The following is a 26,328-nucleotide window of genomic DNA, read 5'->3' on the forward strand; positions in this document are numbered from 1 at the left end:
CCGCCCCGCTAAGTCGTTCCGGCTCCGGTGATCCGACTCCGACGATCCGGCTCACCCCGACCAGCGGACGTGGAACCCGTCGGCGTCCTGCGGCTCCTCGTAGACCACCTCGACGTTCTCGACGTCCGCACGGGGGCTACCGGTGTGACACCAGCCGATCATCGACTCCACCGACCGTGAGTCGCCCTCGAACACGGCCTCGACCCGGCCGTCATCCCTGTTCCGGACCCAGCCGTTGACGCCGCGTTTCTTCGCGGTCTCCTCGGTGTTGGCTCGGTACGCGACGCCCTGAACGGTCCCGCTGACGTGGACGCGCGCCCGGACGTAGTCGGAATCGCTCATGCCGGAACGATCCGCGGAGCGATACTTAACTGCGACGCCCGCGAGCGTCCGGAACCGGGCAGGCAAAGTAGCCCCGCGCCGACCGACCGACCATGGAACTGTTCGGAACCGCCGGTATTCGTGGCGACGCGCGGGAGACGGTGACGCCGTCGCTGGCGCTGCGCGTGGGGCAGGCGGCCGCCGCCGACGCACGGGCGCAGGCTGACGAGGAAAGCGTCGAGTTCGTCGTCGCCCGCGACGGCCGCGAGACGGGACGGGCGCTGGTCGACGCGATGGCCTCGGGGCTGACCTCGGCGGGCGCCGACGTGGTCGAGATCGGGCAGGCGCCCACGCCAGCGCTCGCGTACGCGAGCCGGAGTCGCTACGGCGTCGCGATCACGGCCTCCCACAACCCCCCGGAAGACAACGGGATCAAACTGTTCAGGGACGGCGTCGAGTACAGCGGCGCCGCGGAGGCCCGGATCGAGGGCCGGATCGCGGAGGGCACCGAGCCGACCGAATGGGACAGTTGGGGTAGCCACGAGAGTGCCGAGGTGCTCGACGACTACCGCGACGCGGTCGTCGACTACGCCGAGGGGTTCGGCGCGGCCCTCGACGGCCTCCGGGTCGTCGTCGACTGCGGCAACGGGATGGCGTCGCTCGCGACGCCGCAGGTGCTCCGCGAACTGGGCGCCGAAGTCGTCACGCTCAACGGCAACGTCGACGGCCACTTCCCCGGCCGCGGGAGCAAGCCCACCGAGGAGACGCTCGGTGACTGTATCCGGTTCTTGGAGGACGGTGCGTTCGACCTCGGGATCGCCCACGACGGCGACGCCGACCGGATCGTCGTCCTGACTGGCGACGGCGAGGTCGTTCACGAGGACACCGTACTCGCGATGCTGGCCGAGGAGTACGTCGCGGACGCCGACAGCGAGGACCCGACGGTCGTGACCACGCCCAACGCCTCCGCGCGCATCGACGAGCGCGTCCGCGCCGCGGGCGGCCGCGTCGAGCGCGTCGCGCTGGGCTACCTCCACGACGGCATCGCCGACGCGCGGGATGGGGGCGCCGATGTGGCGTTCGCCGCGGAGCCGTGGAAACACGTCCACACGCGCTTCGGTGGCTGGATCGACGGCGTCGCCTCCGCGGCGGTGCTCGCCCGCCTCGCCGCGGAGATCCCGCTCGCGGAGCGCCGCGAGCCGATCCCCGAGCGCCCGTACAGGAAGGTGAGCGTCCCGTGTGCCGACGACGCCAAGGTCGACGCGATGGCTCGCCTCGCGGAGACGCTGCCGGAGCGGTTCCCGGAGGCGACTGTCGACGACGAGTACGGCGTCCGACTGGAGCTCCCGGACGCGTCGTGGGTACTCGTGCGACCGAGCGGGACCGAGCCGTACCTCCGGATCTACGCGGAGAGCGAGGACGTGGAGACGCTGTCGGAGGCGGCGCGGACGGTCGTCGAGGACGCGATCGCCGAAGCAGAGTAGCCCGGCTCTACGCTGACGCGATCAGTCGGTCGTGCTCGATCTTGATGCAGCGGTCCTGCACGAAGTCGAGGCCCGCCTCCTCGGCCAGTTCGGCGGCTTCGTCGTTCTCGATTCCCAGTTGGAGCCACACCGCGTCGGCGTCGCCCCGGCTCTCGTGGCGGTCGATCACGTCCTCGACGACGCCCGGCGTCTCCTCGCTGGGCCGGAACACGTCGACGAGGTCGATCTCCTCGTCCACGTCGGCGAGGGAGTCGTACGCCCGCTCGCCGAGGATCTCGTCGGCGTAGGGGTTGATCGGGACGATCCGGTAGCCGTGCTGCTGGAGGTAGTTCGGGACGTCGTGGGCGGCCTTCCCCTCGGTCGTGGAGCAGCCGACGACCGCGATGGTGTCGGCGTCGAGCAGTTCGCGCAGGCCGTCGTCGTCGGTGATGGGCATGGCTGTCGGTTGTGGCTCCACGGTGATAGGTGGTCGGCTCAGGCGTCCGCGAGGTGGATCACCGGCTCCTCGTCCTCGCGTATTTCGACGACGCCGTCGAACAGCTGTTTGAGCGTGTTGAGCGTCTGCTGGTCGTGGGCCGTCTCGTCGATGCAGTAGAGTCCGAGGCCGTCGACGCTCTGGACGCGGCCGGTGAACACGTGGAGGAAGCGGAACACGGTCTGGAGGTCCGAGTACATCAGCAGCGTCGTCAGCGAGTGGAGCATCACGCGGTTGTTGGTGATGTTCCGGTCCTGGTAGAACGCCTGCAGGAACTCCGAGAGCTGGATCCCGATGCCGGTCATGTCAACGGGCGATGAGGCGTACTTGACCCGGTTTCGCTCGGGCACGTCGTCACCCTGCTGTTTCGTCACGCAGTCGACGACGGCGACCGGCCGGCTCTCGTAGCTCGTCCGCTCGGCGAAGCGTTCGAGCATCACGTCGCCGCTGTCTTTGGTGGTGACGATGATCGACCCCTCGCCGTTCTCGGTGCCCGCAGCCAACAGATCGAGACAGAGCGCCCGCTTGCCCGAGAGCGGCGGTCCCGTGAACAGGATGTTGGTCCCGGGCTCAACGGTCGCGTCGAGATGTGGCTGGAGATCGTACATTAGGCGGCGGAGAGCGGACAGCGGGTAGATCCTACGGTGACGCGGTACCCAATCTGCCCAGGAGTCATCGGATGGTTAGACGATGCCCTGAGGCGTTATTATTCTTTGTGATTGGTGGATGATCGGGGGCGCCGACGACGCCGACGCCGGCGGGCGAACTGCCGTTCCGAACCGAGTGACTTAACTGTGGGTCTGCAGTACGAAGGCGTGTCGGGCGCTTAGCTCAGCCTGGACAGAGTACTTGGCTTCGGACCAAGCTGTCGCGGGTTCAAATCCTGCAGCGCCCATCCTTCTGCGTGACGATCAACATTTGGCAGACGGCGGTACGACCCTTATAAAGTAACCCCTCCGCGGCCGTGTTGATTTCATCACGCTCCGGAACGGGGGTCGCCGGTGTCATGCGATTCGCCTACATTTGAATATCACTCAGGACACATAATACTTGGGTGGCAGTCGATCTGCGCCTACTCGCGGTCGTCAAACGAGGTCGAAGATCGGTTCCGCCGCGAAGCTTATCGAATCCCGCCCGGCTGTGTTGATGAGGCGCTAGAGTACGGCGAGTCCCGCGGGAACAACTGATAATCGACCACCGGCGGGTTCTCGATGAGGTCATCAGGGATACTCGCCGGATCGCGCAGCAGATCGAGCACCCCAGTCAGATGTTGGACGCCGACTGCGGCGACGATCGTTTCACCCTCGTCTTGCTCCGCGAGCGCGTGCAGGTGACCCGCCATCACGGCGTCGCGGTCAGCAATCACGGTCTGGAACTGATCCGGGACGCGTTGTTCCGTTATCTCGCGCCACCGGCGAATCGCCGGAAGATTCAGTTCGCGGTACGTAGAGCGCGTCAACTCCTCCGGCGAGTCAAGGTACCCGAGTTCGGTAAACGCCTCGGCGTCGATTTCCGCGAAGTCCGCCGTGCTCTCGTACTCTCATGTGTCGATCCCGGCGAGTAGCAGGTCGTACCAACGGTCCGTGATGTACGCCGCAGCCTCGACTTCGTCACGAGGTGGCCGCCGCGCGTCCTGCACATCCGGGTGGTACTGCTGGATCGCGTCGGCACACGCTTCGACGGCGACGACATCAGGCCCGTACCGCGTGATCGCCCCGGTTACCCGAGCGATCGCAAGTGGAGTACTGTGCAGGACTCCCAGCACGTGGATGCCGCCGACGCGTCCAGCCGTGTCGCTGTTCGTGATCCCGGTCGCGTCGATAGGTCGCCGGTCCTCAGGCATCGCCGTCCACCCCCTGGGAGGCAGTTGAACAGCCTGCTTGGTGGAAAACACCCCCGGTGAGCCGTACTTTCACGAGTCGTGCATTCACATGTCGGAACTGCTTCATACGGGCGACAGTCGAGAATCCACTTAAAAAATTGCAAAGTTGCCGCGCCAAATCTCAACAACTCTCGACCGAGTCAACAGGTGTTGCCCACTGTTCGACGAAGAGAGACCGACCGTCAATCTTCGAAGAGCTGTCGTGCGTACCGATAGATCGGCGCACCGAGCCAGTCATGTCCCTCTGGGATCTTCTCAAAGGCGGTTTGCGCTCGTTGTTCGGACCACGTCCCTCGATTGACAAGCGCTCGGAGCACGATAGGGGACAACATGACATCGGCGTCCACCAATTCTTGAAGCTCGGGGAGCGCTCGATAGTCGTCGGTGACAAGAAACGATGTGTCCCGGGTTCGCGTCGCCGCGACGCAACTTGCCTCACCAGCATCAATGCGGCTAGTCTCAAACGCTTCGGCCTGTGTTTCGATGATACTGAACGCGTCCTCGCTGCCGAGCAGTTTGACGGCCGGTCAGTACCTGAGCCCCTACGTTTTTCGTATCACGCTTCCATCACTCGCCCGTGAACAGAACCCTGCTCACCTTCGCACACGACCAGCAACCCCGGTACTTTGCTCCTGGTCACGATCTCGAGGTGTACGACGAAGACGACGACACGTGGGAACCACTCGGAGCCTCTCCGTACTCACTGTCAGATTTTGTCGATACAGAAACAACCACTGCCAAGGCTGGCCCAGTCCCGATCCGCATCGCCAGCGACGAAGCAGCGCAGTACCTCGAATACTGCCAAGCCGGGAAGATCGGCGACACACTCCACGCTGAGACCGAACTCAACCGGACTTGCCTCGTCGCACTCGCAGACGCTGGGTACACGAGCGTCGACGACCTCCTCGGTACAGCCGACGCCGTCGACATTGAACGAGACACGGGTGTCGACCGTGACATCATCCAATCGGTCGCAGCGAACCACGTCGGTGGATTCTCCACCGGCGACGCATTCACGAGCGGCGGTCGATTAGCCGGCCTTGACCCGCAAGACGAATTCCACGGGTGGGAGTTGACGGCCAACAGTTCGAGCCGCATCCGCTGGGAATCCACTGGCGGCTTCCGATTGACGGCCACACCGACACCTGACGGGACAACAACGATCACGACGAACGCACCTGATGACCACCGGCATTCGTGGTACCGGAAAGGCTGGTCCCCATCGGTGAGCGATGCGGATGAACTCGATCCAGAGGCAGCACTCGAAAACGCACACGAATGGTTGGTGGACAACCAGCTCGAATTCACCGACGACTTACAAGCAATACAGCACATCGGGCCCGCGACCGCGGACTACCTCGCATTCGAATACGAAATCACGTCCTTCGACGCGCTCGCGACGTTCATTGACGACGAGCCGGGAGAGTTCGACGCGATCTTCGGGGAGCAAACTGAGGAAGTCGAAGCAAGTCTGGAAGCGGAACGAGAACAATAGCGACGCTGAGAATTTGCGGATAAGCAACTGAGTAGCCTGCACTCCTGTGGCTTCACTACTACTTAAATAAACAGTCAATATGATTACCATTATCGCTATACGGCGGCGGATTTCGTGAAATGAGGAACCCTATGGTATATGCGAGTCTATGATGTGACATGGCTGGGAGCACGGGCCACAAACCAGCGCCCTCGCAGATCGCCCAAGACCAGTTATCCCTGTTCGACTCGCTGTCGGACGCCGATCCAGAGCGGATCCTCCCGCTCAGCATGCTCGAGACACAGCACTACTGTGAGCAGAAAGCACAGTTCCAACGTGACCAGGGCTGGGATGAAGAGTCACTCCCGGAGCGGCTCGTTCGAGGCCGCGAACAACACAGCGAACTCGCCGAAACAACGGCCGCAACCGATGACGAGTATACGCTTGAGGACGTATGGGATGAGATCCAGTCAGGGGATGTGTCGCTGATCTACCCCCCATTCGCACACGAACTCGTGAACATGGTACTGGTGGGCCGCCCGATGTTTCTCCGGTTCACCGAGAGTCAACCATCCCAACTGACGCTCGTTCGCGGCGTCACCAAAGACCCGTACACGGAACGACTCTTCCCAAACGAGGAGTTCCTGCTGTGGTGTCACGGTAACTTGCTGGACCGGATCGGGTTCGACGTCTCAGACCTTTCGGTTCGGTACCTCAAGTACCCGCAGTCGAAGTTCGACGCCGTCGAAGTGAGCAGAGCACAGCTTCTGCTCGCCGCCGAAGACGGTGACGACATCACCGTCCAACTCGACGAAGACTCCTCACTGCATCCGAACATTCGCCGCCATCCGATCACGTACGAACGGGACAGTGAACGCGGGAAGCAACTCCGGGCGTACGCAGCGTTCTGGCGAGACGGTGGCGATGACCCTGACGGTGCGAATCACTGGAAGCAATGTGCAAGCTGTCGCTTCCGCGCACAGTGTGACTTAGCCCTCGTAGACGGGGACCACCGCGGGTGACCACTCATGAATGCACACACGCCGATCGGCCGAATACTGCACAGTCGAAGGCAAGCACCGGAGCCAACACTCCGACCAGCAGTAACTGGAGGTAGTCCATGATCGGTCTCACGGTCCTCCCCGGGACGACGATCGAACGGTGTGGAAGAACCCAACTCAAAGACATCGTCCACTACTTCGACTCTGAGATCGTCTTCACCCCGGACCAGGTCCACGAACCGTTTCTCCAAGACACGCTCCCGGATTCCGTGGAGGTGATGACCCAACCGCTTGCCCGTGGCCGGGCCACTCAGATCGCGTGCGATGACGATACGCGGATAGTCTGGGCCTCGACACCGGCCGAACTGGAGGAAACCATCCAGTTAACACAAACTGGTGCGCCCGAGGATCGCCCGGAGTGCTATATCCTCTCCGATCAGTTGAGCGTCTCCGTCGATCTAATCGACTTGGAAGCCCATCTCGACGGCCTCGCAGAGTACCGAGCCCCGTTCGACGAGCACGATGCCGTTGACGCGTTCACGCACCTCACTATCGAAGCGAACCCGAAGTACCGCGCAGAGTGGGACGGCATCGATGTTCAAGGCGTAATGCCCGGGGCAAACAAACAGCAAGGAGCCAGCGGCGCAGGCGTCGCACACTTCGAACTACAGGACGATGGTGTCGTCGGGGAAAGGACGAGAGAACTGGGGAACTTCGGGCTTCAAGCCGTCGACCAGGTCGGCCGGGCACGCGCCGCGACGCTCAGGGACGCCGGCATTCAATCCCGACAGGACCTCGCATCAGCCTCAGTACACGAAATCTCCCAGCTCTCGAAGTTCGGGCAGAAAACAGCCAGAACAGCAATCGAATCCGCACAAGTCATCGAACACGGCGAGATCCGGAAAGCACCGGGAGCAAGCCTTCCCGCGAACGACCCGATCTTCATCGACATCGAGACGGATGGCCTCAACCCAACGGTCATCTGGCTCATCGGCGTCTACCTCCCGTCACAAGACGACCGGTATATGCCGTTCATTGAGACCGACCCGGCGAAGCCAGCAGCGGCGCTCGAAGCATTCCTCTCCTGGCTGTCCGAACACGGTGCCAACCGGCCGATCGTCGCCTACAACGGGTGGGACTTCGATTTCCCGGTCATCGAGGAACACATCGTCGAGCACTGCCCCCAATACTTCGACTTCTGGGACAGCACACACCGATTCGACCTGTACGACTGGGCAGTTAGACAGAACAACGCACTCCTCCCCGGGTTAACGAACAAACTCGACGACGTCGCGCCAGCACTCGGCTGGGACCCACTCGACACCGGGCTCACGGGCGCTGAAGTCGGCCGGCTATTCCAACGATACGCTGCGAATCCGTGCCCCGCCACCGAGCTGGATTGGGAGCGACACAAACGGTACTGCGAGGACGACGTTCGTGCACTCGCCCACATCTATGACCAGGTCGAAACAGCAACGCAGCGACTGACGACCAGCAGCCGCGGATCCACCTCAACAACCGAAGACAGCACGTCCCAAGGAACACTCGACGACTTCTAACAATGAGCAACACCACCCCTTCACTCGACACGGTCCTGAACACCGACACGCTCGAAGAAACGTTCCCCGAGTACGAAGGCCAACTCGTCGACACGATCACAGACCCACCGAGAGAGGCAGACCGAGTCCCCGCCACCGACGTGCTCCCCGAGACGCTCGCAGCCTCACTCGAACACGACCTCTACAGTCATCAGGCCGCGGCGATCCAGGAGTTACAGGCCGGCAACAACGTCACCGTCTCCACGTCCACATCCTCCGGGAAAACGTGGATTTACACGCTGTACTTCTGCCTTCGGAAACTGCAGGACCCGGACGCCCGCGCCTTATTCCTGTACCCAACGAAAGCACTGAGTTCAGATCAGGAACGAGCGATTAACGACCTGTTCGATCAACTCGGCATCGACGCCCTCGCCGAGACGTACGACGGTGATACGAAAGACGACCGGAAGAAACTCATCAGGGACCGCGTCGACGTCGTCATCTCCAATTTCGCCGGGATGAACCAGTACTTGGAGTCCCACATGAAGTGGCGGGACGTCTTCCAGAACTGCGAACTCGTCGCCGTCGACGAGTGCCACACGTACACCGGCGTTCACGGAATGCACGTCGCATGGGTCATCCGGCGACTCCGACGACTCCTCGACCACTACGGCTCCGACCCACAGCTCGTCTGCTCAACAGCCACCATCGGGAACCCCCGCGAACACTCCGAGCTCCTGACTGGGACCGATTTTCAGGTCATCGACGACGACGGCAGCCCGCACGGCCGCCGGGAAATCGCGTTCTGGGAGCCACCGCTTCAAGAAACAGACGGGCCCGTCGATGCGTTAGAAGAGGACGAAATCCTCCCGTCGATGCGTCGGAACGCCGACGACGAAGCCGCAGGCGCCCTCGTCCACCTCGCTAAAAACGACGTGCAGACACTGATGTTCACCGACTCACGCCAAGGCACAGAAATCGGTGTGAAACGCGCGATCGAGGCTGCCCGGGACCATCCAGACAGTAACTATGTCGACATCGACCCGTACCACGCCGGCCTCAGCAAACAGAAACGCCGCGCCATCGAGAACAAACTGAGCAGCGGCGATCTCGACGGTGTCATCTCAACGAGCGCCTTAGAACTCGGAATCGACATCGGATCGATGGACGCCACCGTACTCGCCGGGTACCCTGGCACCCGTCAATCCTTCTGGCAACGAATCGGCCGCGCCGGCCGCGGCACCACCGACTCCCTCTCCGTATTCGTCCCGCAATCCGACGCGATCGACCAGTACATCCTGAACAACCCGGCGTACGTCCTCGAAGAAAACGTCGAGGATGCCGTCGTCGACCTCTCAAACAACCCCGTCTACGCCAAGCACGTGCTCTGTGCTGCCTCCGAACACCCACTCACAGAAGCCGATGCGGAGTGGTTCGGGTCCGAAGACCGGCTCGCCCAGGCCATCGACATGTGGCAGGCGGCTGGGCAGATGGTCGGTGATTTGGACCGCGGAGCGCAGTACAACGGGTCCGCCCGGCCCCAAAGCGACATTTCGATGTACGCCACCACGGACGAACAGTACGAAGTCCGGCAGGAAGACGGCGACATCGACATGGAACCCCTCGACAAAGAACGGGTCTACCGCGAGTTCTACCCCGGCGCGCTAATCCTCCACGATGGTGTTCAGTACGAGGTGCAAGACGTCGTTGAAGACCGCATCCGCCCGCACGTGACCGTCAAAAAGTCCCACTCCCCGAACTACACGCAAGCAATCCACGATAAGCAAATCACCGACCTAGAAGTCGACCGCTCGTACGACCTCGGAAACGGGTACCAGCTCTGTGCCGGCATGGGGACCGTGCACATCAACTACAGCGCCTACAACGTCATCAACATTCACACCGGCGAAGTCGTCGAACCGCTCGTCCCCATCGACCTGGACCCGATCTCAATCCGAACGCAACTCATGTGGATTGCGTTCCCCGACCAAGCGATCACCCAAGTCCTTCGAGAAATCCCAGCCGATTCCTACATTCAGCCGACTGAGAAATCTGAGTTCGCATCGCTGGGCGAAGAAGAGTACACGATGACCGGCGGCCTTCACGGCGGCGAACACGGCATGATCAAAATGGCCCCCCTCGAACTCCGATTAGACAACAGCGACATGGGCGGACTATCTACCCTTCACCACCCAGAGGTCGAATCCCCCGTATGGTTCATCCACGACGCCGTCGAAGGCGGCATCGGATTCGCCCACAGCATCTACGAAAACTTCCAAGCAGTCGCACAGCGAACCCTTGACCGGATCGACGATTGTGACTGCGGGCGTGATGTCGGCTGCCCCGCCTGCCTGATGAGCAACCAATGCGGGAACCAAAACGAACCACTCCACCGACCAGCCGCCGTGAGTCTCCTCCGAAAAGCGATCAACCAAGTCGAAACAACCACATCCAACTGAGTTTACAACCCCGGATTCGCCTTCTCGGTCAAATAGGCAGCCCCTCAAGAGCCATCGGGAGTAGTGACACTCTCTTCGAGGAGACTGTTTATTTGTGCAGCAGTTCTCGTTCGAACCATGCCCCCCAAGGAAACACAGGAACTCACAGAACGGTTCACTCAATTCTACCAGCACTTCTACGAAGACGAGATTGAGGAACTCGCTGACGCATACCCGAACGACCGACGCTCACTCTACATTTCCTACACCGACCTCTTCACCTTTGACCGTGATCTCGCTGAAGACTACCAAGCGAAACCAGCGCGAATGCGAGAGTACGCTGAGGAAGCACTCCGCCAGTACACCCTCTCAGCAGACGTGAGCCTCCACGACGTCCACGTCCGACTACATAGCCTCCCGACAGAACACGAGCGGAGACTCACCGACATTCGCAGCGATGATCTTAACGACCTCATCCGCATCTCTGGAACCGTCGAATCAACCTCCCGAATCAAGAGCCGCGTCGTCGAAGCCGCGTTCGAGTGCCAGCGCTGTGGGACGATGACCTACATACCGCAACCGGCTTTCGGAGAGAAAGAACCACACGAGTGCCAAGGCTGTGAACGACAAGGCCCATTCGAGATCCACGACGACCAATCCGAGATCAAAGATTTCCAGCGAGCACGGATCCTCGAACGAACACCAGGAGACGGCGACGAACTCAACCGCGAATCAATCGTCATCCACCTCGCCGATGACCTCGTCGACGAACTCACACCCGGTGAGACAGCCTCGATAACCGGCATTCTCACACGAATCAGCGACAGCAACAACTACTACGACGCCACGATCCACGACAAATTCATCGACGTCGTCTCGACAGCAGACGCAGCCGAGTACCCGCATCTCACTATCACCGACGAGGACATCGCCGCGATCGTCGAACTCTCAAACGATCCCGACGTCATCGAGAAGATCAGTCAATCCATCGCCCCAACCGTCTACGGCTACGACCAAGGAAAGCAAGCGCTTGCGATGCAGCTCTTCGGCGGCGTCACAAAACGACTCCCCGACGACTCACTAATCCGCGGCGACATTCACCTCCTGTTCATCGGCGACCCCGCCACGGCAAAGACGACACTCCTGAAAGCAGCGTCAAACCTCGCACCGCGCTCCGTCAACGTCAACGGAGCCCAGTCAACAAAGGTCGGGATCACTGCCGCCGCGACACCCTCAAGCGGCGAATCCGACCCGTGGGAACTCCAAGCCGGAGCCATCGTCCTCGCCGACCACGGACTCGCGTGTATCGACCACCTCGACGGGCTGCCTGAAGACGCACAGATCGCATTGGAGGGACCGATGGCACAGCAGGTCCTGAACATGAGCAAAGCCAGTGTCACGGAAACACTACCGGCTGAAGCGTCCGTACTGGCAACAGCGAACCCGAAGTACGGGCGGTTCGACCAGTACGAACCAATCGGCAAGCAGATCGACCTCATGCCAGGACTCATCTCCCGGTTCGACCTGATCTTCACGTTCACCGACCAGCCCGACCCGGAACACGACAGCGAGTTAGCCGAGCATGTGCTTACGACCAACCAAGCCGGCGAGATAACCGCCCAACAAGAGAACTGGCAGAACGGTGAAGTCCCTGACTCAGCCGCCGAGAGCATCGAAGCAGTGACCCCAGCCATCGACGCCGAGTTACTGCGGAAGTACATCGCCTACGCCAAACGTAACGTCTACCCAACGATGTCTGAAGCAGCGAAGGAGGCAATCGAAGAGTTCTACGTCGACATGCGAGCAAAAGGAGCCGACGAAGATGCCCCCGTGCCGGTAAGCGCGCGGAAGCTAGAAGGATTAGTTCGGCTTGCCGAGGCCTCGGCACGGATGCGGTTATCCGATACCGTTGAAGAGCGGGACGCCGAGCGCGTCATCGAAATCGTTCGCTCAACGTTGGAAGATATCGGCGTCGATCCTGACGCGGGAGAGTTCGATGCAGAAGTGGTTGAGACGGGAGCGAGTAAGTCTCAACGAGACCGGATCAAGAGTGTAAAAGCGCTAATCGGTGACATTGAGGAGGAATACGACGCAGGAGCGCCTATCGAGGAAGTGTTTGATCGTGCTGGGGAAGTCGGTATGAGCGTCGATAAAGTTCAGAGAGAGATCGAAAGCCTCCGAAATAAAGGAGAGTTGTACGAACCTGTCGAAGATCACCTTCGGACAACATAGGCACAATCGTACCTTCGCGAGTGGTCACGGTTACCTATCGAGGGCTACTGGACCCAGCTACACGCATTTATACCTGAAACGCATCCTCGTGAGTTATTACTTTCACCGCGGTGTAGCTACTTTTAACAGTTCTGTTTCCTATACTATGGTTATCGAAAGCATGCGTGGCGAGACTACATCAGCGACGAGTTATCGTCTGATCGGCAAAGCATCATCAGCTGGGGGGTTCTGAACTATGCGCTTGGCACACGCGGCCGATATCCATCTTGGCCATCATCAGTATGGACTCAAGCAACGGGCAACGGACGCTCGCTTATCGTTCCAGCATTTCTTGTCACAAGCACGTGAACGCGAGACGGACGCGATTCTGATTCCGGGTGATCTCTTCGATTCTCGGGATATCCGTCCGCAGACGCTACAGCAGACCGAAAAGGTACTCGAAACGGTCTCACAGCCTGTTATCGTCTCGCCCGGCAATCACGACGAGAACATGAGTCGGCGACGAGACCTGACGTGGCTGGAATACCTGAACAATAAGGGTCTGATAACACTCCTGTCGGCGGAACTGGCCGACGACCGAGCGACGTTCGCACCGACTGATGTGACTGATCCGCGGCAGGGCGGTGGCGGCTACGTAGATCTCGAACGCGACGACGAGCTCGTTCGTTGCTTCGGCCTTCAATACCGAGGCGCGTACATCGAGCGAGACCTTCCGAACGTCGTGGACGGCATCCGAGCAGTAAACCAGAGCGAAGACGAACCGGACACAACGGTTCTCCTCGCTCACTTCGGCATCGATGACGCTGTCCCCGACTTGGGGGCGAACGTCGCGCGAGCAGCCCTCACCGACCTCGAAGATCTCGTCGATTACATCGCCCTCGGCCACATCCACAAACAGTTTGAAAGCGGGACGGGAGCTCGAAATCCCGGTAGCCTCGAAGCCTTTGACATCCAAGAAGGCCGCTGGGAGGACAGCCACGGCTACTACATCTACGACACCGTGTCGGATGCCGCCGATCATCACCTCTCCAAGCGTCGTCCGTATTATACGCTGAATTTCGACGTTTCAGGGTACCGGACGTTCGAAGACCTCCGCACCGACTTCGAAACGGAACTGGAAAACGCACAGCCAGACGTCGAGGACGTTTGTCAGCGCGACATTCATGTTGATGCTCGAGGGAACCGGCGGGAGCCGATCATCAACGTCCGCTTCGACGGCACGCTGCTACTCGACCACACCACATTCGACGTCGAGACACTCACCGACCTCGCCGAAGAAGAGTTGGATGCACTGTACGTCCAACCGACGAACCACACTGAGCGGAAAGCAGTCCAAGAGCTACTCGGTGATCTCGAACGCGATGAGGCATTCAATCCGGACGGAACCGTCAACACGGATGCCCTGCAGGAGAAAGTGTTCACGACGATCGCCGGCGAGTCCAGATACAGCGGGGAAGCAGAAGAGGTCGCCGCAACGTTAGACCAGGTAGAGGATTTGGTCAACGAAGACGAGCAGAACGTCTCTGAAGTCGCGGATTACCTCAGAGAGCGGCGCCGAGAGCTCTTCCCTGATGGGCCAGGTGAAACAGCCGACACAGGGGATGCAAACGAAGCGACGAACGAGGTGAGTTCCGAATGAGCATCGTCATTGATCAAGTCACACTGGAGAACTTCAAGAGCTACGGCGACGAGACGACGATCGACCTGGGGAACGGCGTGACGGCCATCCTCGGCGACAACGGATCTGGAAAGAGCACCATTCAGGAGGGTGTCGGCTACGCCCTCTTCGATACCCATCCCTTCCGAAATCAGGATCGGTTGGTCCGCGACGGCGAGAGTTCCGGACACGTCGAGGTCACGTTCACGAACCGAGCGACGGGGGAGACGTATACCGTTCGCCGCTGGGCGGGGCGGTCGAAGTACGACGTCTTGGACGAGAACGGCGACAACCTGGGGTTGGACACGAACAGCGAGGTCAAAGACTGGATCTGCAACCAATTGGGTATCGATGATCCGGACGACCTGTCCGAGGCGTGGGAGCGGAGCGTCGGCGTCCCCCAGACGGACTTCCTCTCGGACTTCACGAAGACCGAGAAGGACCGCATCGACACGTTCGACCCGCTTTTCGACATCGAGCGGTATCGGGAAGCCTACAAGTCGCTGAGCGGGCTGGAGGACGAGTTCGAGGACGACATCAACGAACTCGAAGAGGAGATTACGCGACTCGAAGCCAAGCTCGAGGATCTTCCCGAGGTAAAGGACGAAGTAGAGGAGCACGAGGAAGCCGTCGAAGAACTGGAGCAGGAACTCCAGTCGCTCACCGAAGAGATCGAGGAATTCGAGGAAGAGAAAGAGGAGTTAGAAGAACTCGAGAACAGTCTCCAGGAGGCCAGACAGGAACTGGAGTCTCTCGAAGAGACGAAGATCCCCGCACAGCGGAATGCTCTCGAAAACGCGGAGGAACAGCGTGAGGAGGCGAAAGAAGCGAAGGAGATCATCGAGGACGTCCAGGACGACTACCAGCGCCACGAGGACGCGCAGGATCGGCTCGACGATCTCGAGGAGAAACGCGACGAGCGTGACCAACTGGAAGACTATCTTTCCGACGTCGGGGGTCAGATCGACCGTCTGAAAGACCAGATCAGTCGCCACAAGCAGGACTTACGAGAGGCGAGGGAGGCACAGGGGACGGTCGAGGAACTGGAACCCAAGAAAGAGCGGTACGAATCACTCGAGGAGCAGATCAGCGACCTCGAAGACGACAAGGTCCGAATCGAGGAGATAGACGAGAGGCTAGAAGAAATAGACGACGAGATAGAGGAACTAGAAGAGGAAGCTGACGGAATCGAAGCGGAGATAGAAGACGCCGAGGCGAAGCGCGAGGAAGCCGACCGGCTTTCTGACCTCCAAGACGAGCGGCAAGACCTCATCGCTCGAAAGCAGACGCTGGAGAACGAGAGAGAGGATCTCCACGACCAGAATCAGGAACTCCGCGGGCTCGACCTGGACGAGGAGTCGGAAGTGTCCTGTCCGACGTGTGACCGGCCGGTCACTCCCGACCACCGCGAGAAGGTCATCGAGCGAAACGAGGCCCGTATCGAGGAAATCACCGAGGAAGAATTCCCCGAGGTAGCGGACGAACGCGAACAGATTGAGGAGGAAATCGAGTCGGCAGAAGACGCTAAGGAAGAGGTCGATGAAATCCCGCGGTTGGAAGACAAACTCGAACGTGTCGAAGGAGAGATCGACGACCTCCGCGAGGAGAAACAGGACCTCCGAGACGAGCAAGACGAACTCGAGGACGAAGTCGCAGCACTGCCGGAAAAGCGAGACGAACTGGACAACCTCGAAGGCGTCGTCGATGACTACCACACGGCGAAGGCCACGGTCGAAAGCGCGGACGACGTCCCGGGGAAACTCCGCGACACTCGGGACGAGCTGGGTGAGAAACGCGTCGAGTACCGCGAACTCCGGGACGACTTAGCGGAGTACGAAGGGCTCGACGACGAGATCGACCGCGTTAAAGAGGTCATCGATGAGACCGAGGACGCCCACACGAAGTACGTCAAGAACGTGGACAAGGCGGAGGAGCTCCCCGACCGCCGGCAGGAAGTTGAAGACGAACAGGAGGAACTCGAGGAACTGAAATCGGAACGCGACGACGTTGAGGATCGCGTCGAGTCACTTCAGGATGAGTTCGACGCCGAACGGCCCAACGAGGTCCAGGAAGAGCTCGGGGAATTGAACACGCAACACGCCAAAACGGAACAGAAACTCGACGATGCGCAGGAGGACCTCGAAGAGGCTCGAGATGAACTCGCGGAACTCGAAGAGAAGCAGGAGCGCAAGCAAGGTCTCGAAGACGAAGTCACCGAGTTAGAGCGCGACCAGGAGTTTGCTCGGTGGGCGCGCAACAGCCTCCAGCAGGGTGCTGAAGACCTGCGCGACCTCATCACCAGCGAGATCGGCGACCGCGCGAACGGCATCTTCCAGCAGCTCCGCGGCAACCCGACGGAGACGCTCGTCTGGGACAAGACGTACAACCTGCGGGTTCGCGTCCGCGGGCAGAACAAGCCCTTCGACACGCTCTCTGGCGGCGAAAAGATGGCCGCCGCGCTGTCCGTCCGGCTCGCAATCCTCGAACAACTGGCGTCCGTCGGCGTGGCGTTCCTTGACGAGCCCACCGCGAACCTCGACCGGCAGAAGAAACAGAACCTCGTGAGCCAGTTGGATGACCTCGACCAACTCAACCAACTCCTCGTTGTCAGCCACGACCGGACGTTCGAATCGATGACCGAACGAACCATCGAACTCGAAAAAGACGAAGATCGGGAAGTGACGCGGGTGGTGTCGGAGTAATGCCGTTCTACCCGGAGGCAGTCCTCAACGACCTTCGCGACCACGCAGCGGAGATCCGAGAGTTCGCTGAAGACGAGGAAGAAACAGTCGAACAGTATCGGGAAGCCCTCCGCGACGCGCTTGACGAACACAGCGCGTCCCCGCTTCGAGCTGTACTCGGCCCTGATCGGTATCCGGGCGCGTTGCCAACCACCGAGTGGGACGACGCCGACTCACCCATCATCACGTTCGACGAATCCGCCGCGTGGGACAATCACGAAGCGGTGAACGAGTACGGAAAAAACGTGCTGGAGGGCGTAACGACAATCGCCGCTGACGGGTCAGAACTCGGACCGACAGACGAATTCACGGTTCCACTCGGACTTGTACAAGTCGCGTGGAACGCGAATCATCATCACGAGGACGGCGACTACGAGGAAGGCCTCAACACACGCATCCTGGGACCGAATGCCGTCACCGAGAAATCCGATGACGAGGACGGTATCAGGTACCCGGACGGGCGAGCACCAGGGCACGAACGCTACCGCGACGAAGGACAAACAGTCATCGACTGCATCGAACAGTTCTCCACCTGCGATCCTCCGCCAGTCGTCATTTACGACGGCCCGCTTGTCCCGACGTTCGCCAACACGTACTCGCCAGACGTACGCGACGACTACTACCGGCGGACAATGGCCCGAGTTCTCGCCGCAAGCGAACACCACGGCGTTCCCGTCGTCGGGTACTCAGCTGGGAGCAGCCGGACGAACATCGCGAAACTCCTTCGGCGAACGTACCGCGACCGACTCGGGGATGAACCGTTCGTCGCAGACTCCCGCATCCTCGAAGGATTCACAGACAACTGGGGCGACCGCTCCCAAGCCTTCATCCACCGACAAGACGGAACCGTCGACGCCATGCAGTGCCGGTACCGCGGCGACGAGTACGAGTTTGGGACTGACGTCCTGTTCGGCTACCTCGACATCCCCGACGGGGACGCAATGGACTACCTCGAGTTCCCCGGGTGGGTACTTCGCGACGATCTTCTCGAATACGTGTTCGACGTCGTCCGCGCAGAGGCCGGCGTCGGCCGTGGTTACCCGGAGATCGTCCAGCAAGCGGACGCGAACGCCGTGCTCGACACCGGCGCGAAGCGACGGTTCCTCGCCCTTGTCCAGAACTTCGCCGAGGAAGAAGACCTGCCGATCGAGTGGAACGCCAAGAACCTGAGCAAAGAACGCCGCCGCCGCTGAACAGCCAATCCAACCGCCTCACCCAACACCAACCATGACCCAAAACACCCCGCCTCCCGAAGACCCAGCACTCACAGAGCACGACCTTACACTCGGCACCGTCGCACAGTCCCGGTCGCAAATGGACTACGTCGTCGAAGTGTACCGGGAACGCGAACGCGAACGGCCGCCGGAGAAACAAGACTACGAGTTCGGCCAGCCAGTGTACAGTACGACCACAGTCCGCGGTGACGAGTATGCCGTCGTCGGCGTCGTGTACGACTCACAACTCGTCGATCCTGACCAAGGACGCGAAGGCCCACGCCTCTCAAACCCCGACCAAGAAATGTTCGTGCCGGGGTACGTCGACGAGAAGCGAACGCTGCTGGGCGTCGCATTCCTCGGCTTCGCCCAACTCTCACCGTCCCCCAATGGGGACGGGCACGACTTCACAGCCGTCGAACAAGCGATGCCGCGATGGACCCTCGACATCGACGACCCGATCTCCAAACTCTCGCCCGAAGGGTTCAGGCAGTTCCACTTCCCCAACGACGCGCTTCACGTGCAGTACTACGACCGACTCATCTCGACTGCTGACCGCTTCGGGGCCGAAGTGACACTTTCCCTAATCGATCGACTCAGGACCGACACGCCAGCAGACGAAAACATGCTTGACGTCATTGAACAGAAAGTCCGCTGGGAAGCGAACGCCGACAGAGGGGTCCTCCGATGACCGACAACGTCCCCACGCCACCCGAAGGACGGGACGTCACCGCTGCGTCCGAAACTGTCATCGGGACCGTCGAGAAGCCCGGCGACTCCGCCGACGAGTTCCAGTTCATCGCCCCGAACGACATCGACGTCCGGACAGGCGAATTCATCGTGTCCGACACCGTCGTGGAGGGCGACCAACGCGACATCCTCGCTCGCGTCACGAACACGGAACAGGAACGTGGCCTTCCCGGTGACTTCCTCGCTGACCCGGCCGTCGAACCAGAGGCGATCGCCGGCGCACTCGGCATTCCCAGTGGCGACATCGAAATCGATCGAGTGACCGCCCGGATCATCGGGTACTTCGACGCCGACTTGGAGACGTTTGCAAACCCTCGCTCACTCCCCGCCCCCGGGTCAAGAGTCTACCTCGCAGCCGACGAGTTCCTTGAAGCCGTCCTACCGAACGTCGACTGGGAGAGCAACAGCGGTATCGCCCACGCCGGGTGGCTACTCAACCGCCCCGCCGGCGACGCGAACGTTTACCTCCCAGTCGACGCATTCTCCTCAACCCACCTCGCCATCCTCGCCTCGACGGGGAGCGGGAAATCGTACACGGCGAGCGTCATCATCGAAGAAATGATGCGCCCACAGTCACGGGCAGCGATGCTCATCTTCGACCCGCACGGCGAGTACGACACCCTCCCGGACATGCGGCAAGACGAGCACGCGTCAGTATTCCGCGACGACGACTACACACCCGAAGTCAACATCATTCAACCAGACGAGATCAACATCGCCATCCCCGACCTCAACTACGGCGACTTACTCGCGTTGCTCGACAGCCCGAGTGACAAGATGAAGTACGTCCTGCACGACGCCTGGCGGAACCTCCAAGAGGAGAGCAACGACATCAGCGTCCACGACATCGTCACTGAATGCTACGAAGTCGACGGTGAGAACAGCGATACAGCAAATGCGCTTGAATGGCGACTTCATCGGGCGCTCGACCGTGACTTGTTCGTCCGGGCTGCCCGCGACGAACTGACCGACTTCGTTGCCCCAGGGCAAGTCACCGTCCTCAAACTGAACCGATTGTCAAAAGAAGACCAGCAGATGCTCGCCGCCGCACTCCTCCGGAAACTCTACGAAGCCCGCGAAGACGCGATGCGCGGCGACGACGACCGACTCGACTTCCCCCTGTTCACACTCCTCGAAGAAGGCCATCGATTCGCACCCGACGGCAATGCGCGATCACTCAGCATCCTCCGAACAATCCTCTCCGAAGGCCGGAAATTTGGGTTCGGCGTCGGCATAATCTCCCAACGCCCATCCAAACTCGACGCCGACGTCCTCTCCCAGTGCGGCACGCAAATCATCATGCAAATCCAGAACCCGAACGACCAGCAAGCAATCCGGCAATCCGTCGAAAGCGCCGGCGAAGACGTCCTCGACGAACTCCCCGGACTAACACCCGGCCAAGCCGTCATCGCCGGCGACGCAATGAACACGCCCGTACTGACTCGGATACGAGAACGCCACACCCAACATGGAGCAGAAAGCCTCCCCGTGACGCAGGAGTGGCGGGACAGTTGGAGCGAACACAAAGAAGAACAGCGGCGGGGTGTTACGAATGCTTACGACGACGACGAAGAGGTTGACGACACACTCCTCTAAGCGAGATAGACAAGATTCTACAGTCTATCTGGATCGACCAACGAATCCACTAGGATTCGGGAATTAGAGAAGTTACCAGAGGCTGTCGAAACCACTAGCCCGAATTCAATCGAACACCAAGTATATGATGAGACATCGAGACTACACAGGTATCGATGGGTACCGGGACGGGCGACGATCTCAAATCGAGGGCCCAAGCATTACTTGAACGGAGCATCAGTCCTGACGCCGAGTTCCGGCCGCAACAATGGGAGGCGATCAACCGGCTTGTCGATCGCAACCAACGACTTCTGTTAGTCCAGCGGACTGGGTGGGGGAAAAGCACCGTCTACTTTATCGCCACGAAGCTGCTCCGAGAGCAGGGCGCGGGACCGACGCTCATCGTGAGCCCCCTCTTGTCCCTTATGCGGAACCAAATCCAGGACGCAGAGAACCAACTCGGACTCAACGCGTGGACGATCAACTCCAACAACACGGAGGACTGGGACGAGGCGAGAGAAGCAGTCGTCAACGGGGAATGCGACATCCTCCTGATCTCGCCTGAACGCCTGGCGAACACGGAGTTCCGAGAGAATATTCTCCTCGAAATGGACGACGAGTTCGGGCTCCTCGTCGTCGACGAAGCCCACTGCATCTCCGATTGGGGGCACGACTTCCGCCCTGATTACCGGCGGATTCGACGGATCCTACAGAACTTCCCGGACCACATCCCCGTCGCAGCCACGACCGCAACAGCGAACGACCGCGTCGTCGACGACATCACCGACCAAGTCCCAAACCTCCACACGATCCGCGGTGAACTCGTCCGCGACTCACTCCACATTCAAACGATCGAACTCGACTCGCGGGCCGAACGCATGGCGTGGGTAGCAGAGAATATCGGCGGCTTCGAGCATGCCGGAATCATCTACTGCTTGACGACCGGTGAGGTCGAAACCGTCGCCGCGTGGCTGCAGAACACCGGGTACGACGTCGAACCGTATCACGGCGGGATGGACGGTGACCGACGCCAAGCGCTGGAAGCCCGACTGATGGACAACGACGTCGATGCGCTCGTTGCGACGAACGCACTCGGCATGGGGTTCAACAAACCCGATCTCGGGTGGGTGATTCACTACCAGCGCCCCCCGAACCTGATCCGGTATTACCAAGAAATCGGCCGGGCCGGACGTGACCTCGATGAATCCTACGCCGTCCTGTTGAGCGGCGACGAGGACGACCGTATTGCGAAGTACTTCATCGAGAACGCCTTCCCGGACCCGGAAGACTTCCACGCCGTTCTCACTACGCTCGAAAATAGTGACGAGCAACTCTACAAGTACGAACTCTTGAAGCGAGTGGATGTCGCGTGGAAGGCAGCGACAACCTGCCTGAACATTCTCCGGGTCGAGAACGCGATCATCAAGGGTGAAAACGGGTTTGAACGGACGAGCAAAGACTGGTCGTACGACCACGACCGAATCGAATCCGTCACCCAGCACCGCTGGGACGAACTCGAACGAATTCAAGAGTTCGTCGCCACCGACGAGTGCCTGACCCGATTCATCGACGACGAGTTAGACGGGTCACTCGACACTAACTGCGGACAGTGCGCTAACTGTGCAGGGGATTTCGTCCCCCGATCAGTGCAGAACCACGATCTCGTAGACGACGCAGTCGAGCATTACCGCGAGGAAGCAGCCAGCGAAATATCCGCACGCTACTACATGCCCGAGGAAAACGGCCGGTCGAAAATCTCCGAGAGCCGGAAACCCGAAGACGGGCGTGTACTGTGTACGTACGGCGACCCCGGCTGGGGGGCACGCGTCAAAGCACAGCGCGGCAGTGATCAGTACGACGATAACCTCGTCGACGCAGCCGTCGAACAGATCAAAACGTGGGATCCATCTCCCGCACCTGAGTGGGTGACAGCCATCCCAACACGAGAGAACAGCGACCAAGTATCGTCACTCGCCGACCGAATCGCAGACGAACTGGGACTCCCGTACCTGAACATTCTCGAACAGACCGAAGAAATACAGCCGCAACACGAACTCGCCAATTCGTATCAGAAACGGTGGAACATCGATGGAAGTATGGATACGAATGGGCCCGTGATGTCCGAACCCGTACTGTTGATCGACGACATCGTCGACTCCCGCTGGACACTCACTGAAGCAAGCATGGTACTCAGAGACGACGGGAGCGGAACAGTCCACCCGTTCGCCTTAGCAGAAGTCGAAATGTCCCTCTAGCCGAGGTTTTGACTATTGTTTCCGAAGTACCAGCGTGTCGGCGCAGGTTTTTCTTCTGAGGTATAGCCCGGCCGCTCAGCGTACTCGATCGGGTCCTCGGCGCCGATGTTTTGGAACGCTTGCAGCCGGAACGCACAGGCGTCGTACGTCCCGCACGTCGGTTCTTTGCTGCGTTCGTCCGACGTGAACAACGTGCCGGAACGCATCATGGTTTCTCCTGATTACCTGATACCCCCGGTTTAATCAGCTTGGCACGGAAATGACGTACCTAATGGCCGCGTCACTCCCGGAACCTGCGGTTCTTGCTGCGGCGAAAGACACGCTCTACCCGGATCTCGACAACCGTTCGAACAAGTACGCCGTCACGGAAACGCAGTTCACGCAACCGACGTGGGGTGACTGGCCGATCCCGGACGCCGTTCGGCGTCGCCTCGCCCCGTACAACACGATCCGGCTCGCAGACGGCGAACCTGACTTGCTCGGCGTCGGCATGCCTACCGTCGACGTCTTGAACGCCAACGCCGCTACAACCCCGGTCACCGTCATCGAAGCCAAAGGCGACAACACCGACCCGACGGCCGCCGACGTGCAAACCGGGATCACGCAAGCCCACAGTCACCTCGGCGAAGCCAACCTCGGGTACGTCGCCGCCCCGACCCAAGCGATTACCGACACGGCCCGCGCCCTCGCACGCGACCTCAACATCGGCGTTATCGCCGTCGACACCGCGACCGACGCGACACTCATCGAACCTGCCCGCGTCACCGGTGCCGGTGACTTCTCAACGACGATCGACGCCGTCCGCTTCCAAGCCACAACTCACCGCCTCACTGAAGGCAGCTTCCCCGTCAACCACCCGAAAAACTACCTCGGGTACGTCCTCGCACTCGCCGCCGACCAAGACACGCGAGTCGTGTACACTGACAACGTCATCAACAGTGTATCGAGCGGTCGCCGCGGTGCACTCCTCCTCGGCCTCGTCGCCGACCACCCCGACGGGGACACGCTCACCCACCTCGGTGCAGACGCCGTCCGGTTCGCCCGCGACCAGCACGGCAGCATCACCGCCGCCCTTGACGAATTCGCATCGTGGAAAGGCCGACCCACCCGATTCACCGAACTCGCCCCGCGCTGGGCGCAACTCGCCCGGTCAGTCGCCATCCAATACGACCCCACACAACTCATCATCGAATCCCTCGAACGACTCCACAACCGCGGCATTACTCACCCGTCAATCGACGCCGTCGCCCGCGAAGCCTGCCGCATCAACCAACCCCTCGCCGTCGAAGTCTTCTTCACCCAACCCAGACGCGCAGACGTCCTCGGCCCCGACGGCGACATCGACGAATCAGCATTGGCTGATCCGACCGTGTACAAATCTGGGATCCACTTCCAATTCAAATACCACCTGTACCACGTCGGCCTGCTTACAGACGCCGGGACAGACGACAAGGACGAAGTCCTCTCGAACCCGTGGGCGTTAGCCCACTCAGTCAAACCTGGCACCGCGACGAACTAACACTGCACCCGTTCTATTGGCGACCGCTACCTGACTTATTTCTGGTCGGCGTTACGCGTCTCAGTATGGAAATCGGGCTCGTCTAGTTGCACGAAGAGCGAGCGGAGCCACGCCGCACCGCCACGGGACCTGTACGACGAGTCAGTGTTCTTCCGGAAAGCACACCAATTCGCTATTGAGAACCACGATGACTGGTACATCCTCTCCACAAAACACGGAGTCATCAATCCTAACGGTCCACCGATCGAACCGTACGACGACACGCTAAGCCGCGCATCAGTCGAACGAAAATTCGAGTGGGCGAAAATTATTCTCACGCAACTCCAAACACTCCCATCTCTTTCACGGTACTCGGTTAGAACCGTCATTCATCGATTGGTGTACGGAGATCCCGCCCGCGGAAATCGACCTCTTCGCCAGTTTCCAGTGCAACTCGATACAACTTTGAATCCTGCGATTGCCCGGTCACACTCGCCGCATCATCCTTGAACACAGTGACGATCTGGCCATGCACTCCGTGATACTCGTCATGTTCGGGATCACTCTCATCAGGAATATCGATCCTGACACGATCACCTTTCGAAAACCGTCGCATTACGACTAGCGATGAAATCAGTACTTATCAGCACTATGGTACGGTAATCCCCGTTATACTGGGTAGCGCGTTAACGACACGGTGCCCTTCGGGATCGAGAGTATCGTTACGAAGGTGTGATGACCACGGCACGGTTCACTTTTCCGAATTGCTAGCTCGAGGTAGAGCATCGGTATTGCATCACGGTCTTAAACGTATATCTCTCATCGAGACTGTTATTCAATGGTCTGTTGTCCCCGGCTAGCATGCAACCAAACGATTCAGGCAAGCAAGTAACCGATCTACATCGACATAGCATTAACTCAATTGTACGGGGTACTCTCTAGTGAAAACACACCACATTCGATTCCAGTGTTGCCGTACTGAACGAAATATAGGACGGAGACTATTCGCCGTTGATTCTGATATTCGACCCATCAACGGTAGCCCGTGACGGCTTCGCCGCCGGTGGTTCACTGTCCAATCACGCTCTCAATATTCAACATTCGCTATGTCCAACGTCTCTTTCGGCAATTCATGGCCGATTCTTCACATCAAAACCAACAAACTCTCTCGGTTTCCCTTTTGCTACCATATTTCTTCAGCCCATTCCTGTCGACTGCTACTGGTAACGAAATGTAATTGTATCCAAAAGCCAATGAGGGGGATGTGGTAATCCCGACTGGTGAGGAAATCAGAGATGTTCGGAAAGAACGGGGGATGACCCAAAGTGAACTCGCAGATGAGGCGGGAGTGTCACAGCCACTGATAGCACGTATCGAAAACGGAGATGTTGACCCTACCCTTGAATCGGTCCATTGTATTGTAACCGCCTTGAATGAGGCCCAGCTACCCATTGACGCCAAGGACATCTCCGTGATGTTGCCTGGAGCCCTCCGTGATGCCCGAAAGGGTACAGGATACACACAAGGGGGACTCGCCGATGCCGCGGACGTTTCTCAACCACTGATCTCACGGATCGAAAACGACGACGTGAACCCTCGGGCGTCGACACTCAGAGCAATTTTCGAGGAATTGGATATCGACGAGAGAGAGGATGATGCAGGATCTGACTCGGAAGAAGAGCAGGACATCCTTGCTCAACTAAACGCAGAGTTCAAAGAGTTCTGAAATCGCACTTCCTAATTTACTGTGAATGGTTTGGTTCCTTCAGGAGTATCTTTTTCAGCGTTCAACC

At 59.8% G+C, this 26,328-nt stretch carries 21 protein-coding genes, 1 tRNA gene and 1 pseudogene; 16 read left to right on the forward strand and 7 right to left on the reverse strand.

Annotated features, from left to right (window positions below):
* Positions 1-51 precede the first annotated feature (51 nt).
* Positions 52-342 (reverse strand): acylphosphatase, encoded by a 291-nt coding sequence (locus ACYQZ5_RS06200; RefSeq protein WP_379731521.1) that lies wholly within the window; start codon positions 340-342, stop codon positions 52-54.
* 92 nt (positions 343-434) lie between these two features.
* Here ACYQZ5_RS06200 and ACYQZ5_RS06205 point away from each other — a divergent pair, with 92 nt between their 5' ends.
* Complete coding sequence (locus ACYQZ5_RS06205; protein WP_459845512.1) at positions 435-1,805, forward strand: phosphohexomutase domain-containing protein; 1,371 nt, start codon at positions 435-437, stop codon at positions 1,803-1,805.
* Positions 1,806-1,812: 7 nt separating this feature from the next.
* On the opposite strand, the gene ACYQZ5_RS06210 is transcribed toward ACYQZ5_RS06205, so the two are convergent.
* Entirely contained in the window at positions 1,813-2,241 is a 429-nt protein-coding gene (locus tag ACYQZ5_RS06210; protein WP_379730352.1) for a CoA-binding protein, read from the reverse strand.
* 38 nt (positions 2,242-2,279) lie between these two features.
* Positions 2,280-2,888, reverse strand: a complete 609-nt coding sequence (locus tag ACYQZ5_RS06215; protein ID WP_379730353.1) for an RAD55 family ATPase — start codon at positions 2,886-2,888, stop codon at positions 2,280-2,282.
* A gap of 212 nt (positions 2,889-3,100) precedes the next feature.
* On the opposite strand from ACYQZ5_RS06215, the gene ACYQZ5_RS06220 reads away from it, so the two are divergent.
* A tRNA-Arg gene (locus ACYQZ5_RS06220) sits at positions 3,101-3,175 on the forward strand.
* Between the two features lie 225 nt (positions 3,176-3,400).
* Here the strand turns inward: ACYQZ5_RS06220 and ACYQZ5_RS06225 are convergent.
* Both ACYQZ5_RS06225 and ACYQZ5_RS06230 read right to left on the reverse strand, forming a co-directional pair.
* Positions 3,401-3,739: a TraB/GumN family protein gene (locus ACYQZ5_RS06225; protein WP_379730354.1), complete on the reverse strand. Its 339-nt coding sequence runs from the start codon at positions 3,737-3,739 to the stop codon at positions 3,401-3,403.
* Between the two features lie 81 nt (positions 3,740-3,820).
* Complete coding sequence (locus ACYQZ5_RS06230) at positions 3,821-4,123, reverse strand: hypothetical protein (protein ID WP_379730355.1); 303 nt, start codon at positions 4,121-4,123, stop codon at positions 3,821-3,823.
* A gap of 616 nt (positions 4,124-4,739) precedes the next feature.
* Between ACYQZ5_RS06230 and ACYQZ5_RS06235 the strand changes: the two genes are divergently transcribed.
* The 11 genes from ACYQZ5_RS06235 (at position 4,740) to ACYQZ5_RS06285 (ending at position 23,037) form a co-directional block, all read left to right on the forward strand.
* Entirely contained in the window at positions 4,740-5,657 is a 918-nt protein-coding gene (locus tag ACYQZ5_RS06235) for a hypothetical protein (protein ID WP_379730356.1), read from the forward strand.
* Between the two features lie 158 nt (positions 5,658-5,815).
* Complete coding sequence (locus tag ACYQZ5_RS06240) at positions 5,816-6,658, forward strand: hypothetical protein (RefSeq protein WP_379730357.1); 843 nt, start codon at positions 5,816-5,818, stop codon at positions 6,656-6,658.
* 98 nt (positions 6,659-6,756) lie between these two features.
* Positions 6,757-8,196, forward strand: coding sequence for a ribonuclease H-like domain-containing protein (locus ACYQZ5_RS06245; RefSeq protein ID WP_379730358.1), 1,440 nt, complete (start codon positions 6,757-6,759; stop codon positions 8,194-8,196).
* A 2-nt stretch (positions 8,197-8,198) separates the two neighbouring features.
* On the forward strand, positions 8,199-10,634 hold the full coding sequence (locus ACYQZ5_RS06250) for a DEAD/DEAH box helicase (protein ID WP_379730359.1): 2,436 nt from the start codon (positions 8,199-8,201) through the stop codon (positions 10,632-10,634).
* Positions 10,635-10,751: 117 nt separating this feature from the next.
* Positions 10,752-12,845 (forward strand): minichromosome maintenance protein MCM, encoded by a 2,094-nt coding sequence (locus ACYQZ5_RS06255; RefSeq protein WP_379730360.1) that lies wholly within the window; start codon positions 10,752-10,754, stop codon positions 12,843-12,845.
* A gap of 235 nt (positions 12,846-13,080) precedes the next feature.
* Positions 13,081-14,484: a metallophosphoesterase family protein gene (locus ACYQZ5_RS06260; RefSeq protein ID WP_379730361.1), complete on the forward strand. Its 1,404-nt coding sequence runs from the start codon at positions 13,081-13,083 to the stop codon at positions 14,482-14,484.
* Positions 14,481-17,204 carry an AAA family ATPase gene (locus ACYQZ5_RS06265; protein ID WP_379730362.1) on the forward strand — a complete coding sequence of 908 codons (2,724 nt, stop codon included), beginning with the start codon at positions 14,481-14,483 and terminating at the stop codon, positions 17,202-17,204. Before ACYQZ5_RS06260 ends, ACYQZ5_RS06265 begins: the two co-directional genes overlap by 4 nt.
* A complete protein-coding gene (locus ACYQZ5_RS06270; RefSeq protein ID WP_379730363.1) occupies positions 17,204-18,436 on the forward strand; it encodes a DNA double-strand break repair nuclease NurA in 1,233 nt (410 codons plus the stop codon). Before ACYQZ5_RS06265 ends, ACYQZ5_RS06270 begins: the two co-directional genes overlap by 1 nt.
* Positions 18,437-18,470: 34 nt before the next feature.
* Positions 18,471-19,148 carry a DUF8166 family protein gene (locus ACYQZ5_RS06275; RefSeq protein ID WP_379730364.1) on the forward strand — a complete coding sequence of 226 codons (678 nt, stop codon included), beginning with the start codon at positions 18,471-18,473 and terminating at the stop codon, positions 19,146-19,148.
* Entirely contained in the window at positions 19,145-20,803 is a 1,659-nt protein-coding gene (locus ACYQZ5_RS06280; protein WP_379730365.1) for an ATP-binding protein, read from the forward strand. The genes ACYQZ5_RS06275 and ACYQZ5_RS06280 overlap by 4 nt, the downstream gene beginning before the upstream one ends.
* Positions 20,804-20,958: 155 nt before the next feature.
* Complete coding sequence (locus ACYQZ5_RS06285) at positions 20,959-23,037, forward strand: RecQ family ATP-dependent DNA helicase (RefSeq protein WP_379730366.1); 2,079 nt, start codon at positions 20,959-20,961, stop codon at positions 23,035-23,037.
* Here ACYQZ5_RS06285 and ACYQZ5_RS06290 read toward each other — a convergent pair.
* Complete coding sequence (locus ACYQZ5_RS06290; protein WP_379730398.1) at positions 23,034-23,243, reverse strand: hypothetical protein; 210 nt, start codon at positions 23,241-23,243, stop codon at positions 23,034-23,036. The two genes, ACYQZ5_RS06285 and ACYQZ5_RS06290, sit on opposite strands and share 4 nt — an antisense overlap.
* A 65-nt stretch (positions 23,244-23,308) precedes the next feature.
* Here ACYQZ5_RS06290 and ACYQZ5_RS06295 point away from each other — a divergent pair, with 65 nt between their 5' ends.
* The gene (locus ACYQZ5_RS06295; RefSeq protein WP_379730367.1) at positions 23,309-24,556 is read left to right on the forward strand and encodes a hypothetical protein; all 1,248 of its coding nucleotides are present in this window, start codon (positions 23,309-23,311) and stop codon (positions 24,554-24,556) included.
* A 144-nt stretch (positions 24,557-24,700) separates the two neighbouring features.
* Positions 24,701-24,829 (forward strand): annotated as a pseudogene (locus tag ACYQZ5_RS06300) (DUF6884 domain-containing protein); the annotation flags it as partial.
* Between the two features lie 91 nt (positions 24,830-24,920).
* Here the strand turns inward: ACYQZ5_RS06300 and ACYQZ5_RS06305 are convergent.
* Positions 24,921-25,151, reverse strand: a complete 231-nt coding sequence (locus ACYQZ5_RS06305) for a DUF8139 family protein (RefSeq protein WP_379730368.1) — start codon at positions 25,149-25,151, stop codon at positions 24,921-24,923.
* A 648-nt stretch (positions 25,152-25,799) separates the two neighbouring features.
* Between ACYQZ5_RS06305 and ACYQZ5_RS06310 the strand changes: the two genes are divergently transcribed.
* On the forward strand, positions 25,800-26,261 hold the full coding sequence (locus ACYQZ5_RS06310; protein WP_379730369.1) for a helix-turn-helix domain-containing protein: 462 nt from the start codon (positions 25,800-25,802) through the stop codon (positions 26,259-26,261).
* Positions 26,262-26,328 lie beyond the last annotated feature (67 nt).

The sequence above is a fragment of the Halolamina salina genome (assembly GCF_054653455.1).